At 54.7% G+C, this 17144-nt stretch carries 10 protein-coding genes; 4 read left to right on the top strand and 6 right to left on the bottom strand.

Translation table 11 applies throughout. From position 1 onward, the window contains the following. Positions 1–12 precede the first annotated feature (12 nt). Complete coding sequence (locus GEOB_RS18650; protein WP_012648804.1) at positions 13–4374, top strand: CxxxxCH/CxxCH domain c-type cytochrome; 4362 nt, start codon at positions 13–15, stop codon at positions 4372–4374. A gap of 11 nt (positions 4375–4385) precedes the next feature. Continuing rightward, entirely contained in the window at positions 4386–11669 is a 7284-nt protein-coding gene (locus tag GEOB_RS18645; protein ID WP_012648803.1) for a CxxxxCH/CxxCH domain c-type cytochrome, read from the top strand. Between the two features lie 28 nt (positions 11670–11697). On the opposite strand, the gene GEOB_RS18640 is transcribed toward GEOB_RS18645, so the two are convergent. From GEOB_RS18640 to GEOB_RS18630, 3 genes are read right to left on the bottom strand one after another with little or no spacing between them, the layout of a single operon-like run. Beyond that, positions 11698–11931: a DUF1653 domain-containing protein gene (locus GEOB_RS18640; protein ID WP_012648802.1), complete on the bottom strand. Its 234-nt coding sequence runs from the start codon at positions 11929–11931 to the stop codon at positions 11698–11700. 4 nt (positions 11932–11935) lie between these two features. Beyond that, positions 11936–12631, bottom strand: a complete 696-nt coding sequence (locus tag GEOB_RS18635; RefSeq protein ID WP_012648801.1) for a zf-TFIIB domain-containing protein — start codon at positions 12629–12631, stop codon at positions 11936–11938. A 14-nt stretch (positions 12632–12645) separates the two neighbouring features. Then, the gene (locus tag GEOB_RS18630) at positions 12646–13749 is read right to left on the bottom strand and encodes an SPFH domain-containing protein (RefSeq protein ID WP_012648800.1); all 1104 of its coding nucleotides are present in this window, start codon (positions 13747–13749) and stop codon (positions 12646–12648) included. 338 nt (positions 13750–14087) lie between these two features. On the opposite strand from GEOB_RS18630, the gene GEOB_RS18625 reads away from it, so the two are divergent. After that, on the top strand, positions 14088–14438 hold the full coding sequence (locus tag GEOB_RS18625) for a hypothetical protein (protein WP_012648799.1): 351 nt from the start codon (positions 14088–14090) through the stop codon (positions 14436–14438). Positions 14439–14562: 124 nt separating this feature from the next. Here GEOB_RS18625 and GEOB_RS18620 read toward each other — a convergent pair whose 3' ends face one another. After that, positions 14563–15177 (bottom strand): PHP domain-containing protein, encoded by a 615-nt coding sequence (locus GEOB_RS18620; RefSeq protein WP_012648798.1) that lies wholly within the window; start codon positions 15175–15177, stop codon positions 14563–14565. 33 nt (positions 15178–15210) lie between these two features. After that, positions 15211–15927, bottom strand: coding sequence for a uracil-DNA glycosylase family protein (locus tag GEOB_RS18615; RefSeq protein WP_012648797.1), 717 nt, complete (start codon positions 15925–15927; stop codon positions 15211–15213). A gap of 189 nt (positions 15928–16116) precedes the next feature. Between GEOB_RS18615 and GEOB_RS18610 the strand changes: the two genes are divergently transcribed. After that, positions 16117–16611, top strand: a complete 495-nt coding sequence (locus GEOB_RS18610; protein WP_012648796.1) for a MogA/MoaB family molybdenum cofactor biosynthesis protein — start codon at positions 16117–16119, stop codon at positions 16609–16611. Positions 16612–16614: 3 nt separating this feature from the next. On the opposite strand, the gene GEOB_RS18605 is transcribed toward GEOB_RS18610, so the two are convergent. Next, a complete protein-coding gene (locus GEOB_RS18605) occupies positions 16615–17073 on the bottom strand; it encodes a response regulator (RefSeq protein WP_012648795.1) in 459 nt (152 codons plus the stop codon). Positions 17074–17144: the final 71 nt, after the last annotated feature.

The following is a 17144-nucleotide window of genomic DNA, read 5'->3' as shown; positions in this document are numbered from 1 at the left end:
GAGGGAGGGTGCATGAAAGCAATGACTATCGGGACAAAAGGTGAAATGACGATGAAGATGATTCGACAGAATCTGAATAATGATCACCGGAGCTTGAATATGGCGTGGTGCCTTGCAGTTGCCATCGTCGGTCTTCTTTTTGCTTCCGTTATCAGTGTCCAGGCAGCTGACCTTCTTCACAACAGTGCCGATACAGCATCGACAAAATGGCAGGCAGCGGGAGGGTGGGGTGTTGCCGGGGGGAAATACGGGAAATTTGATTGTGCCACCTGCCACGAGCCTGATGCCGACAACCTGAAAAACATCCGCAAGACAATTACTACACCCAACGGCCAAAATTGGCCAAACGGCGCGCCATCAGTAAATGTGACCTTTCTCAATTCCACCAGCATGGGTTATGACAAAGACGGGCACGCCACTTCCAGCCGTATTTGCGAGATCTGCCATAGTGCGAACCAGTTTCATAACTTCAACACGGCCAACAATAGTGGCGGCCTGGCCCATCCTACACCCCAGGCAGTCTGCACTTCCTGTCACAAACATAATACCGGCTTTAAGGCAGCCTGCGGCGGCTGCCACGGGAACCCGCCCACGGCAGCGGTTCTTGGCGGCGATTACGGCTTGATCGGTAAACCTCGACCGTCCAATGCCATGCCCTCCGGGCAGGTCGGCGCCCATGCAACACACACCCAGACCCGCAACATGGTTTGCGATACCTGTCACTACATCAACAACGGCACCATCAAGATGCCCAACCTGAGCAACACCATCGATATTGGCTTCTATGGTTTCGGCGGCAAGGTAACCAGCGGTACCTATATTCCATATTCTTCCAGCAATCGCGGCTATCGCATTGCCTCCGGCACCGCCAATACGACTATCGCCTCTGTGGTCACCAATTATCCGGCTGCCAACAAATGCGCCAATGTTTACTGCCATGGCGGTGGTGTCAAGGTGGGCTCTACCCAGGTCAAGGCACCTCTCACGGGTGGGACCAATACGATCCCCAAATGGGATTCAAGTTCTCAGAATGCCTGTGGCAGCTGCCACGGAATCAATGCCGCCAGTCCACCGACAATGGGGAGCCATATGAAGCATGTGGTGCCGGTCTGGTCGGCAGAAAGCGGCAACTGTGACCTTTGTCATCCGGCCATAGATATGTCCCATGTGCAAGGGAGTTTGCGCTGGGAAATGAAGGTAAGCGACCCCCGTGTTGGAGCCAATGCAGCGTACAAAGGTCTCTGGAAGGGTGCTACCGGCGAGATGGCCCCCAGTGACAACTACGGCCAGTGTACCAACGTTGCCTGCCATACGGACGGCAAAGGACAACCGCCAAGGCTGGATGCAACCTGGGGCAGCAGCACATTCAACGCAGATTGTGCCGGCTGTCATGGCGGCAATGCCGACAGTGTAGCACCCATTGCCTCAGACATGCATGGGCAGCACATCAACCAGCTTTCAGTCAACGGTGTGAATTTCGGTTGTGCCGAATGTCATGCCCAGACTGTCACTGCTGACAGGACCATCGGCATGCCCGGCAATCACCTGAACCAGCTGGTCAACTACTCGGGGGCCAGGGCCGGCAAGAACAAGGCTGCCTGCAATGTTGCCTACTGCCACAGCGATGGCAAGGGGGGCGCAGGCATGGTGGTGAATTGGGCGGGTGGGACACCGATTGGCAACTGTGTCGGCTGTCATGGCTCGGCAATCCCTGCCGACTTTGCTTCAGTCTATGGGGAGCCTAACTATGCCTCTACCGGTGAAGGCCAAACGAGGGCAAACAGTCATAAAAAGCACATGGCTGGGGGAAGCGGGAGCTGTGTATATTGCCATACGGGTACGGTTACCGGAACAGGGGCACTGACCGGCGCCGCTCATCTGGACAAAACCATCCAAGTGGCCCCGGGTGGTGGAGAGAGTTTCGCCTATCCGGGCGGCAAGACCTGCTCGACCATTTCCTGCCATGGCTCAGGATCCCCCAATGCGGTCTGGGGCGCCACCTTTGCCACAGAGTGTACCGGTTGTCATGGCGGCAACGCGGCCATAGCTCCCAGCGATATCAAGACTGGCAAGCATGCCCAGCATATCAATAATGCAGGAGTAAACGGAACCAATTTCGGCTGTGCCGAGTGTCATGCCCAGACGGTAAGCGGCGACCGTACAATCAGCAATTCGACATTGCATCCTGACAAGTTGGTGAACTACTCCGGTGCCAGAGCAGGCAAGAATGCTGCTTCATGTAATACGGCCTACTGCCACACCAACGGCAAAGGGGGCTCAGGCATTGCAGTCAACTGGGCAACGGGGCCGGCCATAGATAACTGCACAGGTTGCCACGGTGCAGCTATTCCGGCTGACTTCGCCAGTATCTACGGTGAGCCTAACTATACGAGTACCGGCAGTGGGCTCGATCTTGCCAACAGCCACAAGAAGCATGTCGGTACCTCCGGTTCTTCTACATGTGTTTATTGCCATGGGAGGACGGTGGCTGCGGATGGCAAACTTTCCGGAGCCGATCACATTGACAGGTTCATTCAGGTCGCGCCGGGTGGAGGGAAAACCTTTCTATATCCAGGATCGAAAACTTGTTCGAATATCAGTTGTCATGGGACAGGCTCACCCGACGCCGTCTGGGGTGCGGCCATGCCGTTTGATTGTACCGGCTGCCATGGTGGCAATACGGCTGCTGCCCCCGGTGATATCAAAACCGGTAGCCATACCCAGCATATCAATCAGGCTGCACTCAATGGTGTTGATTATGGTTGTGCCGAATGTCATGCCCAGACCGTTGCCGGTGACCGCTCGGTTATCGACCAGGGCATCCATGGGAATCTGCTGGTCAACTACTCCGGGGCCAGGGCCGGGAAGGATGCAGCTGCCTGTAATACTTCGTACTGCCACAGTGACGGCAAGAGAAGCCCCGGCATGGTGGTTAGCTGGACAGGGGGAACTCCAATCACCAACTGCGTTGGTTGCCACGGTGTAGCCAGTCCTGCAGCCTTTACCAGCGTTGCCGGTGAACCTAATTACGCCAATGAAGGGCTCGGCCTCTTCAAGGCAAACAGCCACGCCACCCATACGCAAAAGCTTAAAATTTCCGGCGTCAGCGTCACCGGCGCCGCCAGTTGCGAGATCTGCCACATTGATACGGTCACCACGGCAGGGACGGCAATACTTTCGAACGCCAATCACCTCAATGGCAGTGTAAATGTAAAATTAGATACGGCCAAGGCAGGTCTAACCGCCGATTACAACTATTCCACCAGGACCTGCAGCACCATCAGCTGCCATGGCGGCGGCAGTCCCCGCTGGGGGGATGCTGCCAGTGCCGGGTGTAATGCCTGCCACGCAAACCTCAGCGGGGCGCATGCTGCTCACATTGGCAATCTGATCAGCGCGGGGATGATATCCTTCTATAACTTCACTGCAAACCGATCGACGGGCACTTTCTACCGCTACGGCTGCGGCAACTGCCATCCTGCCGCAGACGACACCACCCATCGCAACAATGTGGTTGAGATCATCCTGAGGAAAGACAAGCCAGGGGCAAGCCATCTGGTTTCCCTCAACAACCTGATCACCACTGATACTGGAGGGTTTACCAAAACAGCAGCAGATAACTTTACCTGTGAAACAGTCTACTGCCACTCAAACGGTCGTACTACCGGCACAGCAGAAGTGCTGGTTGCGGGTGATTATCGTCAGACTCCCAACTGGTACGGTACCTTCACCGGCAACAGGTGTGCCATGTGCCATGACAATCCTCCACGATATGCGGGCCAGTCCCATTATGTAGCAGAATCAAGCTTGGGTGACAATGGGGTCCGACCATTCGCTGAAACCGCGCACATGACCGGCATCCACTACATGAACACCTATGTGGGCAACAACAGAAACGGCTATCTCGGCTATTCCTCCAGTGGCAACATGGCCCATGGTAACCCGGGCCTGGCGACGACCATATCCTGTTACACCTGTCACAGCGGCATTGTCAGCAGCACAAAAGTCGACACCTATGCCATGTACGACACCAGCAGTGATTTCCGCTGTGCCACATGCCACAAGCCCGGCAGCAGAACTCCGCTTCAGGCAGGTGAGATAACCGATACTGCACTGCACATAAATGGTGCCAAAGAAGTAAGATTCGCTCCCATAACCATTAAGACCAAGGCCCAATTGGCCAACGTTGCCAATGCTTTAGGTTGGTCACGCAGCGGAGGCTACAAGACCGATACCTCATACGATAGTGCCGACCTGAGTGTTGCCACCTGGAATGCCCAGAGCAAAACATGCCTCACCGCGTGCCACGTCAATCAACCGGGCATTACCTGGGGGGCGCAGCTTAAGTGTGTGAGTTGTCACGCGAACCAGTAAGGGGAAGGCACATGATCAATAACGGCATAAAGGGATTTTTCATAAAAGGTGAAGATGCGATGATAATACAGACTGTAATGGCTACTCCGGGGAGAATTTCAAAAGGGTTGGCACTGCTGGCGATTGCCTGGGCGATATGTTTGATCCCTTTACCATCGGGTGCCGTTGATCTTATGCATAACAGCGAGGGAACCGGCTCGACAAAATGGGCCGCCCAAGGAGGATGGGGGGTAACAAGCGGTAAGTACGGGAAATTCGAATGTTCCACCTGCCATGAGCCGAATAAAAAGCCCAATATTAAGAACGTCCGCCGCGTCTTGACTACTCAGAACGGCGAAAACTGGCCCAATGGCTCCCCTTCGGTGGGCGTATCCTTCAGCAACGTAACCAGCATGGGTGAGGATGCCGGTGGCCATGCAACTTCCAGCCGCATCTGCGAAGCCTGTCACAGCCAAAATAAATTTCATAATGCAGATACCGCAAACAATATCGCCAATGGTGGCAACCTCAGTCATCCTACCCCAAAAGCCATTTGTACAACATGCCATAAGCATAATACCGGTTTCAAGGCCGCCTGCGGCGGTTGTCACGGCAATCCCCCTTCGGAGGCGGTGCTGGGTGGGGATACGGGGCTCATTGGTACACCGCGAGCTTCCAATGCCCTTGTTTCCGGACAGGCCGGCGCCCATGTTACCCATACCGAGGCCAGGGGCATGGTCTGTGATACCTGCCACTATATAAGCAACGGCACCATTAGGATGCCCAACCTGAGCAACAGCCTCGATATCGGTTTTTATGGTTTTGGCGGCAAGGTAACCAGCGGCACCTATGTTCCCTATTCTTCCGTTGACCGTGGCTACTCTGTTTCTTCAGGCACTCCAAACACAACGATAGCAGCGGTGGTTACCGATCATGCCGTTGCCAACATCTGCTCCAATGTATACTGCCACGGGGGTGGTGTGAAAGTTGGTGCAGTGCAGGTGAAAGCTCCGTTAACGGGCGGGGCAAACCAATCGCCGCGCTGGGACGCAGCAAGTCAGAATCAATGCGGCAGCTGCCACGGAACTACACCGACCACACCGCCCACCATGGGAAGCCATGTCAGGCACTCTGGTTCTACCGGTTACAGCTTCTCCTGTGATCTCTGTCATCCGGCTATTGATGTTTCCCATGTCCAGGGGAATGTGCGCTGGGCAATGAAAACGACGGACCCTCTGGTAGGATCATCAGCCGGGTACCAGGCGGCCGGTTCCTTGACTCCGGCAGCTGCAGGTTCCACTGGTGATATGGCGCCAAGCGCGGCCTATGGAGAATGTTCCAATCTTTACTGTCACAGCGACGGAAAAGGAAAACCACCTCGACAGAACCCGACTTGGGGTGACAGCAGTTACTCAACCGGCTGTGTAAATTGCCATGGTAACAATGCGGATGCGGTTTCAACCATTACCAGCAATGGTCACAAAGCCCACGTCGACAACACCAGTGTCCGTTTTGGCGGGTTCAATTTCCGTTGTCAGGAATGTCATAATTCGACGGTGAATTCCTCCGACACCGGGCTGATTTCTACTTCCCTTCATGTCAATGGCGCAGCCGATGTGAACTGGGGCCCCGATGCCGCGTATGTGCCAACCGGGGGGACCAGTGTCCTTTCCTACGACCCTGCCAAGACATGTACGGTGTACTGCCATTCCAACGGCAAGGGAAGGTATAAAGCCCCTCCCCAGACATGGAAGACCATCGGTGACAACCAGCAGGGGGTAATCGAGTGCAATTACTGCCATAACGGTTTGGCAGGAATCCAGAATCAGATGAGCTCCGGGCGGCACCTGAACCATATCAATGGCGGCCCCCTGCCGCATCGACCCGTCTCATGTAATTGGTGCCACTCGAATACGGTGGCATCTAACGGTCAATCGGTATACAACGGTACAGATGTCAAGCACATCAACCGCACCATCGATGTGTCGTTCATAAAAATGGCAAACTTCTCCGGTAGCTACAGTACTTCCACTCATGTCTGTTCCAACACTTACTGCCATACCAACAATGCCACCACCTCCACCCGCGACTGGGATACGGTAACCCTCAATACCTGCGGTAACTGCCATGAGGCCAACAACACGACCACGACCTCAGCCACCCTTTCAGCGGCCCACCGCAAGCATTACAATACGAGCAGCCGGCCGGCAAATACCACGGAGGATGGCTGGGCCAATGTAAATCGCTCAGTTTCAACCAACGTCTTCATGTGCGGGGTATGTCACCCTGGCAGCCCGACCACCAGCCATCTGAGCGGGCCGCCGGCAGGCGTTACCAATGGCTCGGTGGCCGAGGTCGCCTTGCGCCTGCCGTTTACACCTCCTGTGGGGGCAACGAGACCGGAGACAGTGACGCGTGGCACCGGCGTAAATTACGATGGCCGCGGCTATGGTTATTCCACCGGGACCACCTGTGATACCTACTGCCACTCCGATGGGCGTGGCAACCCGGGGAAACGCAACAGCACATCGGCGCCAAGACTGGAGTGGACAACCTCAACCGGGGTCGTCTGCGGCAACTGTCACAACCAGTATGGTGATGCCAACCCCACCTGGTCCGGTTCCCACTCTAAGCACCTTTCCGGCTCCCGCAGTGCCAATGCCACCTGTAACGCCTGCCATGCAGCGACCGCAGCCGACAATACTACTCTTATTGCCAACAGACGCGACAGGCATCCCAATGGCTTCCGCAACGTTACCGGCAACAGCATCGCCGGGGCAATTCGCTGGGACAGTAGTGCCCAACAGTGCACCAATGTCTACTGCCATTTCAATAAACCGGTTACCTGGGGAGGCTCGCTGTCGGGGGGGTGCGCCGGTTGTCATGGTTACAATGCAGCCTCAGCCGATCCGATTGCCACCAAAGGTCATACTGCACATGTGAACAATACCAGCAGCAGTTTTAGCGGTTTCAACTTCAAGTGCAACGAGTGCCATGCCTCGACGGTAAATGCCTTTGATAATGTCACCGCTTTTTCGCTTCACGCAAACAGGGTGAACAACGTGGCATGGGGGCCTAAATCGACCGGCGGGTTGGCCTATGCCGCCAACGGCTGTACCCAGATCTACTGTCACTCCAACGGGGCAGGTGTCTACAAGGCGCCTCCTACGACCTGGAACAACATCGCTGCCGGTCAGCAGGGGACCATCGAGTGCAATTACTGTCACAACGGCCTGGCTGGCGTTCAAAGACAGATGAGCTCGGGGCGGCACCTGAACCACATAAGTGCCGGGCCCTTGCCACACAAGCCGGTTACCTGCAACTGGTGCCACGTGAATACAGTCGCTGCCAATGGCCGGTCTGTCTTCAACGGCACCGACGTCAAGCACATCAACCGTGCGATTGACATTAACTTCATCAAGATGGCCAATTTCTCGGGCAGCTTTGCTTCTACCCACGTCTGCTCCAATACTTACTGCCACGGCAACAATTCCACCACCCAAAGTCGGGACTGGGACACCTCTACGATTAACACCTGCGGCAACTGCCATGAGGCCAATAACACCACTACATCGACAGCCACACTTTCACCCGCCCACCGTAAGCATTACAACCGCTCTACCCGCCCGTCCAGTACAACCGAACAAGGATGGACCAATGTCAATCTTTCCAGCAGCACCAACGTCTTCATGTGTGGCGTCTGCCATCCCGGCAGTCCGACCGAAAGCCATCTCAATGGGCCTCCTGCCGGCGTGACAAATGGTTCTGTTGCTGAAGTCATCATGCGCCCACCGTTCAACAATATTCCTTCAGGGGCAGGCAGGCCGGAGGTGGTCTACCGCGGCACAGGCTTGATCTATGACGGACGCGGATATGGGTATTCAACCGGCACTTCCTGCGACACCTACTGCCACTCGGACGGACGCGGCGGCCTGGGCAAACGTAACTATGCGAATACTCTGGATCTGATCCAGTCCCCAATGACCAGTGTGCTGCGCTGGACCGGCAGAGCCGCCGCCTGTGGGGATTGCCATAACAAGGCAGCCGATGATCCGAACTCTCAGCACACCACCTGGTCAAAACCCCACAACAAGCATGCCAACACCTATGGCAATGGTGGGACCATCGGCAGCAACAATACCTCCACAAACAACACCCTGGTAACCTGTGCCGCCTGTCATGCGTCTACGACAACCAGCAATACTGCGCTTCTTTCCGGCAGTCGTGCCAAGCATCCCAATGGTTTTCGCAATATTTCCGCCAGCAGTACGGTCGGCTCTGCAGCTTTCCGTTGGGATGCCGGAAATAATCAGTGTAAAAACGGTTACTGCCACAGTCGGGCCTTTTCTTTCACCGATTACTCAACTCCCTGGATCAAATGGGATACGGTACAGGCGAACGTTCATTGCGGCAGCTGTCATACGGCCTATCCGACAGGGCCTGATTACCAGAACGGTTACAAGGGCAAGGCCAACAGCCATCCCAAGCATGCGGTCTTCTGGGGCTTTACCTGCGACTGGTGCCACAACGGCACGGTTGGCAGTGGCGGCAATACCATTTCCAGCGTGAGAAACCATGTAAACAAGAATTACAATGTCGTTGCCAACGGCACGAAAACATTTATCGGCTTGCCAAATACCTTTACCCCCACGTCTGCAAACCCTCCGACGACCAAAACCAGCTGTAGTAATGTCAATTGCCATGGCGGCAATGCTTCAACGGTATTCACCTGGGGCGGCACCAACAAGTGCGGTGATTGTCACTTTGCCACTGCCGATACCGTCAATTACGCTTTCAAAAACAGCACCATGGCAAAGATTGCCCGGGCTGAATGGAGCTGGTCGGGCCACGGCAGGCAATCCGGCTCCTATGACGTTACCGGAGCGGCCTTTGCCGGATTCTCCTCGGCTGCAGCCACGGCTGGTGGGGCAGGCGATCCATGTCTGTACTGCCATGAATACAGCAGTGTCAGCCATGGGGACACCAATAATCCGATGCGTTTGCGCAATTTCGATCATGCAACTTGGGGCAGGAATGGTGTCTGTCTTGTCTGTCATGCCTCCGTCGGCGCAACCGGGGTAACGCCAGGGCCCGGATATACCGCCAAGACAGCGACTCAGCGCAAGGTGGATAAATATCACTTCGGCAGCAAGCATTCCACATCACTCAATGGCGGCCAGTTCTGCTGGGATTGCCATGACTCACACGGAGACCGGACCAGCACCAATGCAGGACCCATTGCCATGGTACACCTGAAGCCGTCAATGACCTCTGATGGAACAACTGGAGTGCCGTCCAGCTTTACCACTAATAATGTTTCCTTTGTAGCAAAGGCTGCTGCCTCAAACTGGGCTAAGACGGCGGCTCCTTTCAATGGTATCTGTAACGTTTGCCATACCTATAAAAATGCAGATCCCAACAAGATGGTACACTATACTGCCACCAGCTCAGACAGCCATAACTCAGGCACGGTATGCACCCAGTGTCATCTCCATAGCTCCGATACAACCTATAACGGCTTTGCCTATAAAGGAGAGCCCAAGATTTGCGATGGTTGCCATGGCGGCAGCAATAACGGCCAGCTTTCTGTGAGTACAACGGCAGGACATGCTCTGCATTACAACCAGGGGACCGTCTTTAATAACCTGACCGGCAGCAATAAAACAACTGCCACTGCCTACGGCTTTGCCTGCAAAAACTGCCATCCTGCAAACCTGCATAATGAGGAGGACGGCAAGGCCGATATCCTTGCTGTTGTCAACTATACCTTTGGTTCTACCAATACAACAGACAGCAAGGGCTATCCCTACTCATCGGGGGGCACCTGCTCCACCAACCAGTGCCACCAGGACGGCCGTGGCGGAGCAGCGCGTACGGCAACCGTAACCTGGACCGCAGCCAGATCGGGAAGCAATTGCGGTGTCTGCCACGGCAATCCTCCGCTTTACGGCATATCTTCGTCGGCCCATCGTGGTCAGGTGCCAACAACCTCCTGCAGCGGCTGTCACAACAACGTTTCTGCGACCGGGACCATATTGAATTTCCAACTGCACCTGAACGGCAGCATCGAAGGACCGAGCTGTGTCTCTTGTCATAGTAAAACTGTGGATATAAAACAGGGTCCTCTGGCCAATAATGGTTCACGAAGGGCAGTTTCCCTTGAATTCAACAACACCTGGTCTCACAAGCGCTCCGCAGGTGGTGCAGTCACCCAGTACGACTGTATCGTCTGCCACATGGAAGGGGAGATGTCCACAGGGAAACCTACTTCATATCACCAAAACGGACTGATAGAGCTTCGCGATCCGGATACCGGTTCTACCATCAAAGGTGTAACCTTCAGCGGGACTCCCGGTTCCTATACGAGCACCACTGTTGATGCAAAACCGCCCCGATTCAGTCGGGATCTGGGTAGCCCGAACGTCGAGGCTGATGTGGCCGCTATTCAGATCAACTTCTGCCTCAAGTGCCATGATGGGAACGGTGCCGTAAGTACCACAGCACAGGTACCCGGTGGGACTGCAGAAAAGCCCTTTGCCACTACCATTGCGGAAGCAGGATATACAGGGGCCGGGATAACCGCTAACGGGGTAACCGGCGGTGTCACCAATATTGCAGCGGCGTTTGCCACAAGCAACTCATCCTATCACCCTGTTATGGGCAAACAGAATAACTGGTATGCCAAAACCACCAGAATGGTCAATCCATGGAACGGTGCGACCAGGGGTAGTAGCGTTGACATAACGAGCTGGGGGCCACTGATTTCCTGCTGGGATTGCCATGCACCTGTTGGTGCATCCGGGGTTCAGACCAGTACCGTAACGGCCCACGGCGCACAAGCCACCCTTCGAGGCACGGCAACAGTCACAGGGACCCCTGCGGCCAGCACCAACGAAACGACACTCTGTAAAATCTGCCATGCCGGATATAACACGAGCACCTCTCAACATCACGGCACCGGTTCTGCACTTGCATCAAGTACGCACAGCAGCATGGTCACCTATCTGCGTTATGGGTGCAACTATTGCCACTCCAGCAGCATTACCGCCAGTCGTCCGACACGTGGCGAGAACGTTCACGGCTTCAATAGGCTGGCCGGCACGGGAACTGATTCCAAGTGGCCCCGAGGTACAACCGAGACCAGCAGACCGTATGCATTCATAAGAAACACGGTAACGCCGCTTTCCCTGACAAATCACCGGCCATTGACGGCAGTTAACGAATTGACATCGGGAAGTGCGACGTGCACGACGTCAGGCGGAGGCAGCCCCTGCAGCAACAGTATGGGTAGTTACACACCAGGGGGTAAATATTGATGATGACGAGCATCCAATAGGAGGATAATTAAAAAGGGTGAGAGCGTCGAAAACGCGGCACATCTTGCCCCTCAATGGTGACGGTATCGGCGAACCGGGATAGGGGCCTTACCCAGAGGGAATAATCGCCGTAGAGGCAACGGTAGACAACGAAAGGCTCCTCGGTCTCACTGTCCCTGGCGATGCCGATCACTTCATAATAGTTGCCCTTGTAGTGCCGGTACCGGCCGGGCGTTATCGGGGTGGTTTTATCAGGTGCCATTTGTCTACCTGGTAAAGAAGATAACAGCTTTTTTCAGCAGCTCGAAAAGATCATCAGTATCATTGCCATCATAGTTTCTGAAGCCGCCATACTCGCTGAATTCTCCGCCGGTCGACGATTTGGAACGTTGCTTCAGCAGTTCCAGCTGGGCTTCAGCCTCTTGCCTTTTCCGCTCTTCCTGACGCTCCTGGTCGAGCAGTTTGCCGCCGGCCTTCATCCATTCGGCCAGATGCCGCAGCTCCCCGCCGTCGAGCCAGACGCCGTGGTCTTTGCAGATATCGACGACGACTCCGCTCTTGGCGCCGAAGTTGACCCGGTTCATCATTGTGCTGCAGATGGGGCACTTGAGGTAGGTGATGGCGTAGTTTTCGGCTCTTCTGGTTGCATTGATGGCATTCAGCCTGCTTCGGTCGATGGCAAAGACATTGGTCACCGTTGCCTGGAGAAGCGCTTCCAGTTCCCCCGGATCAAAGAACAGCCCCAGGCACTCATCACATCTTTCGACGAGGAATTTCCCTTCGACCTTCAGGTCAATGGTCTTGAGCCTTATGTTGCATCGCGGACAGATCCGTTCCGAATCGGGCTCGTTGGTCGTGTAGTAATTGATGCCTTTGAGATCGATATCGTTGCGGCTACCGCAGTATTCGCATTTGATCGAACCTGACAGCAGTGGTGCAGAGCAGTTGGAACAGTTGGCCATGCTGTGTTTCTCCCTTATTCGAACAGAGGTGGCGGGGTTGCTTTCATTTCGCCGGCAAACTCGGGAAATAATTCAGCTGGTTGCCACTTGTCCATCCCCTCTTTCCACATCAGGGTTTCCCTGGTGATGGAGCCCTTTCTTATGTAGGCGATGATGGCATCCCCATCGAATGGCCCGGCCTGCTTACCATTTTTTCCTACGTAGTACTTGCAGCTCTCTGCTTCAGGAAGGGGGGGCGGGACAGTCTGCGCCGCTGCCTGGGGAGCGGCGACCGCTTTTCCCATCTGGTTGGCCATGGCAAAGCCCATGCCCATACCTATGCCTGCCGAGGCATCGCCCCCCGGGTTTTGTGCCGCGGCCTCCATGGCGTTGGCGGTCTGGAAGCGGGTAAAGTCGTCCAGGTTGCCGATGATGCCCATGCTGCTCTTTTTATCCAGCGCCTCCTCAACCTCTGGCGGCAGGGAAATGTTCTCCACCAGGAGCTTGGTCACTTCCAGCCCGTATTCATTGAATTCGGGAGCAACCTTTTCCGTGAGATAAAGTGAGAGTTCATTGTATCTGGCGGCCAGATCAAGAACGGGTATGCGGTGCTCGCCAAGCATGTCCGAGAATCTTGTCACGATAAGGTTTCGCAGCTGGTCCGATACATCGTTGAGGGTGAAATGCCCGCTGGTGCCGACAATCTCCCTGATGAATTTTGCCGGATCGCTGGCCCGAACCACGTAGGTGCCGTAGGCCCTGAGGCGTACCGGGCCGAATTCAGGGTCCCGGAGCATGACCGGGTTTTTGGTGCCCCATTTCAGGTTGGTAAAGCTTCTGACGTTGACGAAATAAACTTCGGCCTTGAACGGGCTTTGGAAGCCGTATTTCCAGCCCCTCAGGGTGCTCAGCACGGGTAGGTTTTGCGTTTCCAGCCGGTACTGTCCAGGCGTAAATACATCGGCAATCTCTCCCCTGTCGACGAAGACCGCCGCCTGGGCCTGCCTGACCACCAGCTGAGCCCCATACTTGATCTCGTTCTCATAGCGAGGGAACCGCCAGACCATGGTGTCGCTCGAATCGTCAATCCACTCAATGATGTCGATGAATTCTGCTTTGGCTTTTTCCCACAATGTCATGGTTTCCCCCTGATACTTGGTAATAGGCAATGGCTTAGTTCTCGATACTGCCGGGAACCAGCGACTGCTGGAACTAGATCTGCTGACTGTAACGGGGCAGATTTGCTTTTGCCCCGTTAACTGGCGTTCGCAGCATCTGATTAGGCTACAACATCAGATTAATGAATTCAATTGAAATCTCAGGATATTTCCGTCCTTTCTTCGCCACCATGTCCTGTCCAAATTCAAGCTGCAGAAATCGCAATTAAAGGATATCCCTTGGCCGAGACGGGAGTATAATTAATTCAGGTGGGGATGAAAATCCCCGGAAATGATGACAATGGGCAAGGAGGTGTGCCATGACAGGACTGGAAGCTGTAAAAGCAGTGAAGGAACGGCGTACCGAAAAAGATCGGTTTGTAAGGTGGTGGCGCAAAGAGGAGGATTTCCTCGACTACGACCTGATTGAACGCTTCGAAGCCGAGAGCTCAGGCACCGAGGAAATCGGCGGCCTTGACTTGTTGAGCATGGAGGACATGTGGTCGGTGGTGAAAAAGGTCGGTGGCACGCGGGTTAATCTGGTGCACGATACCGGGGGCGACCGGATCAAATGGGCTCACAAGGGCAAAGAGGATGTCTGCAGTTTCACCCCGGAAAACCTGCTGACCATACTGGATGCCGAAACACGGGGCAACCCGGTCGACTCATGATTGGCAATTCCAGGGAAAGACACTGTGGCCAGGGCATATGACAATACCCTGGCCCTTCTTTTTTCATAGGGGGATTTTTTTCTGATTCGACAAAATTTTCTACGAGCAGAAGGAAACTTCTTTATCAGTGTTCAGCGTATTTGCCGATCCGGGGAGAAATTCGGCCTGCTTTTATGCAGGCTACCAACTCTTCGATCCTTCCTATCTGGCAGTCAAACTGTACCGGATAGAATTCGCTGAAGTCGATTCTGTGAATATCGGAACCGCTGCTGGCCCGGTATTTCCACCGCTGCCAGTCCGAAACGGCTCGGTAATTTTCCTCTTCGCTGTGGTGAGGATTGACAATTTCTATGGCGTCAAAATCTGTATTCATAAGCTCCACAGCGGTTGGAAGATGGCCGTAACGGTAAGGATGGGCCCAGACCAGTGCCACATGGGGATGATTTTTCCTCAGTGCGGCAAGGGACATGCCATGGGGGATGGATCTGGCAGCTCCATAAACGAGCACGTCACCAAAATCGGCTGTAAGTACCTCCTGGCCTGACAGGATCATGAAGTTGCCAGGCAAGCGGTTTTCTCTTTTCAATTCTGCAAGTTCCTCTGTCGGCCACATATAATGGTGGTCGGTGATGACCAGGCCGTCGCTCCCCCTGTGCCTGACAGCGGCAGCAAGCTCCATGGCTGGTACCCTGCTGCAGGGGGAATGTTCCTTCGTGTGACAATGAAGCTCAATTATCATGGTCACCTCTGGACAGGCATATAAACAAGGTAGCTACGGCTGGAATCCAATCCCCGCTTCAGACAGCTGCCGTAGTGCAACCTCACTCCATCCCCGGTTCGCAGCCGGACTGGAGGGGCTTGGGTGGAGGATCTTGGTTACGTTTACCGGCAGCCCCTGTAAAGCGGTTTCTGCCTGAATTGCAGCAAAATTACCAACCCCTACAACAAATTCAGGTTTGAGATATTCGATCATATGACGAAATGCCCCGTTGCAGGCATCCTCAAGCGCATGACGTTCCACACTCGGAAGCTTGTCCGGGGTCAGGTTGGTCCCCTGGGCATCGAGAAAGAGCAGCGGACAATAGTTAAGGACCAGGTAATCCTTGAAAAACTGTGCAGGTGTCTCAAAGCGCTCACGGATCATGCCCCATAGACGCTTGCCGCTCACCTCACTGCGGGGGCAGTTCAGACCCTGGACCGGCTTTTTGGGGTGTTCAAGACCTGGCCTTTCTACAGGATCGGCTATTCTCAGCCAGTCCCGCACCACCGCCACCTCGCCAAACGGCACACCGGTCTGGGTCATGCCCCACGGCCCGGGATTCATCCCGACCAGCACCGCTTTCTTCCCTGTTCCTCCATAGCGGTTCAGGTACTCCCGGTGTGGCCGCCAGGCATAACGCAACGGGTTGTACACATGGGCAACCGGACGGGAGAATTCCAGCCGGTCAAGCTTTTCTGCCAGAGTTTCGCTTATGCTTAAAAGATTCATCGATGAATACCTTTCAGAGGGCGACAGCTGATTCTGCCCTTGATAATTTTACCATATTTCCCCGGTCGCTATTGTCGCATCACCGATTTGAATAGCCCTTCCATTTCGTCATAAACGGTGCTTGAGACTTACCTTCAGGGCGTGTTATGGTATCACAAGAAGATAAAAGAATCAGCTTAGGAGGCGTGAATGAAGGCGGCAGTTTTGACTTTAAGCGACAAGGGCGCCCGCGGAGAACGTGAAGACGGCAGTGGGCCGGCGCTGCAGAACTGGTTGGCGGCACATGAGGTAGCCATTGTTAAAAGCGCCATTGTTGCCGATGAGCATGAAGAAATTGTGTCCATATTGAAGGAATGGGCGGACAGCGGTGGGGTTGACCTGATTCTGACCACAGGAGGAACAGGCGTTTCGCCACGGGATGTGACTCCCGAAGCAACCATGGCTGTTTTGGACCGTGTCATACCCGGTTTTGGTGAGGTAATGCGGGCAAGAAGCCTGGAAAAGACGCCGCATGCCATGATTTCGCGAGCCATAGCCGGCATCCGGGGCAGGAGCCTGATCATCAATCTGCCCGGCAGCCCGAAAGGGGCTGTGGAGAATATTGAAGCTGTTTGGCCGGCGGTACCGCATGCTGTGGAAAAAATCCAGGGTAGTACCAGGGATTGCGCCGCCCCCCCCAGGTGACGGTCAGATCAGGGATGATGGCCGTGGAGCCGGAGCTGGGATGCTGCTGGGCAAGTTTATCTGGAACCCCAGTTCCTGCAGTGTTTCGGCTAGTTCTCTGGCATCCAGAGGCTTGTTAAGGTAGCCTTTAACCCTGAGGGTCCGGCAACGGTTAACATCCTTATCATCTTTGGAAGAGGTGACAATAATAACAGGGATGTCCTTGGTCCTTTCATCAGCTCTGATTGCCAGCAGGCATTGCAGACCATCTATCTTGGGCAGCTTGAGGTCAAGCAGAATGAAGCTTGGTTTCACCTTGACGGAAAGGCCATCGGCATCGACAGCTGAAAATAAATAATCAAGGGCTTCTGCTCCGTCACGGGTCACTACCACGTTACGGATATTGCATTTCTTGAGGGCCCTCAAGGTAAGGAGTTCATCATCAGGATTATCTTCAACCACCATAACATGATGCTCGTACATTAAAACCTCCGTTGCCAGATTCGAGTAGTTTATTACGGAATAGTTCCTTGTGGGGGGCACCTCCCAGGCAT

Source organism: Geotalea daltonii FRC-32 (assembly GCF_000022265.1).
GTDB classification, from domain to species: domain Bacteria; phylum Desulfobacterota; class Desulfuromonadia; order Geobacterales; family Geobacteraceae; genus Geotalea; species Geotalea daltonii.
This window is presented reverse-complemented; position numbering and strand designations above follow the sequence as displayed.

Excerpts from the sequence above, each read along its gene's own strand:
- GEOB_RS18650 (WP_012648804.1), top strand. The coding sequence starts at position 13 with ATGAAAGCAATGACTATCGGGACAAAAGGTGAAATGACGATGAAGATG.
- GEOB_RS18645 (WP_012648803.1), top strand. The coding sequence starts at position 4,386 with ATGATCAATAACGGCATAAAGGGATTTTTCATAAAAGGTGAAGATGCG.
- GEOB_RS18640 (WP_012648802.1), bottom strand. The coding sequence starts at position 11,931 with ATGGCACCTGATAAAACCACCCCGATAACGCCCGGCCGGTACCGGCAC.
- GEOB_RS18635 (WP_012648801.1), bottom strand. The coding sequence starts at position 12,631 with ATGGCCAACTGTTCCAACTGCTCTGCACCACTGCTGTCAGGTTCGATC.
- GEOB_RS18630 (WP_012648800.1), bottom strand. The coding sequence starts at position 13,749 with ATGACATTGTGGGAAAAAGCCAAAGCAGAATTCATCGACATCATTGAG.
- GEOB_RS18625 (WP_012648799.1), top strand. The coding sequence starts at position 14,088 with ATGACAGGACTGGAAGCTGTAAAAGCAGTGAAGGAACGGCGTACCGAA.
- GEOB_RS18620 (WP_012648798.1), bottom strand. The coding sequence starts at position 15,177 with ATGATAATTGAGCTTCATTGTCACACGAAGGAACATTCCCCCTGCAGC.
- GEOB_RS18615 (WP_012648797.1), bottom strand. The coding sequence starts at position 15,927 with ATGAATCTTTTAAGCATAAGCGAAACTCTGGCAGAAAAGCTTGACCGG.
- GEOB_RS18610 (WP_012648796.1), top strand. The coding sequence starts at position 16,117 with ATGAAGGCGGCAGTTTTGACTTTAAGCGACAAGGGCGCCCGCGGAGAA.
- GEOB_RS18605 (WP_012648795.1), bottom strand. The coding sequence starts at position 17,073 with ATGTACGAGCATCATGTTATGGTGGTTGAAGATAATCCTGATGATGAA.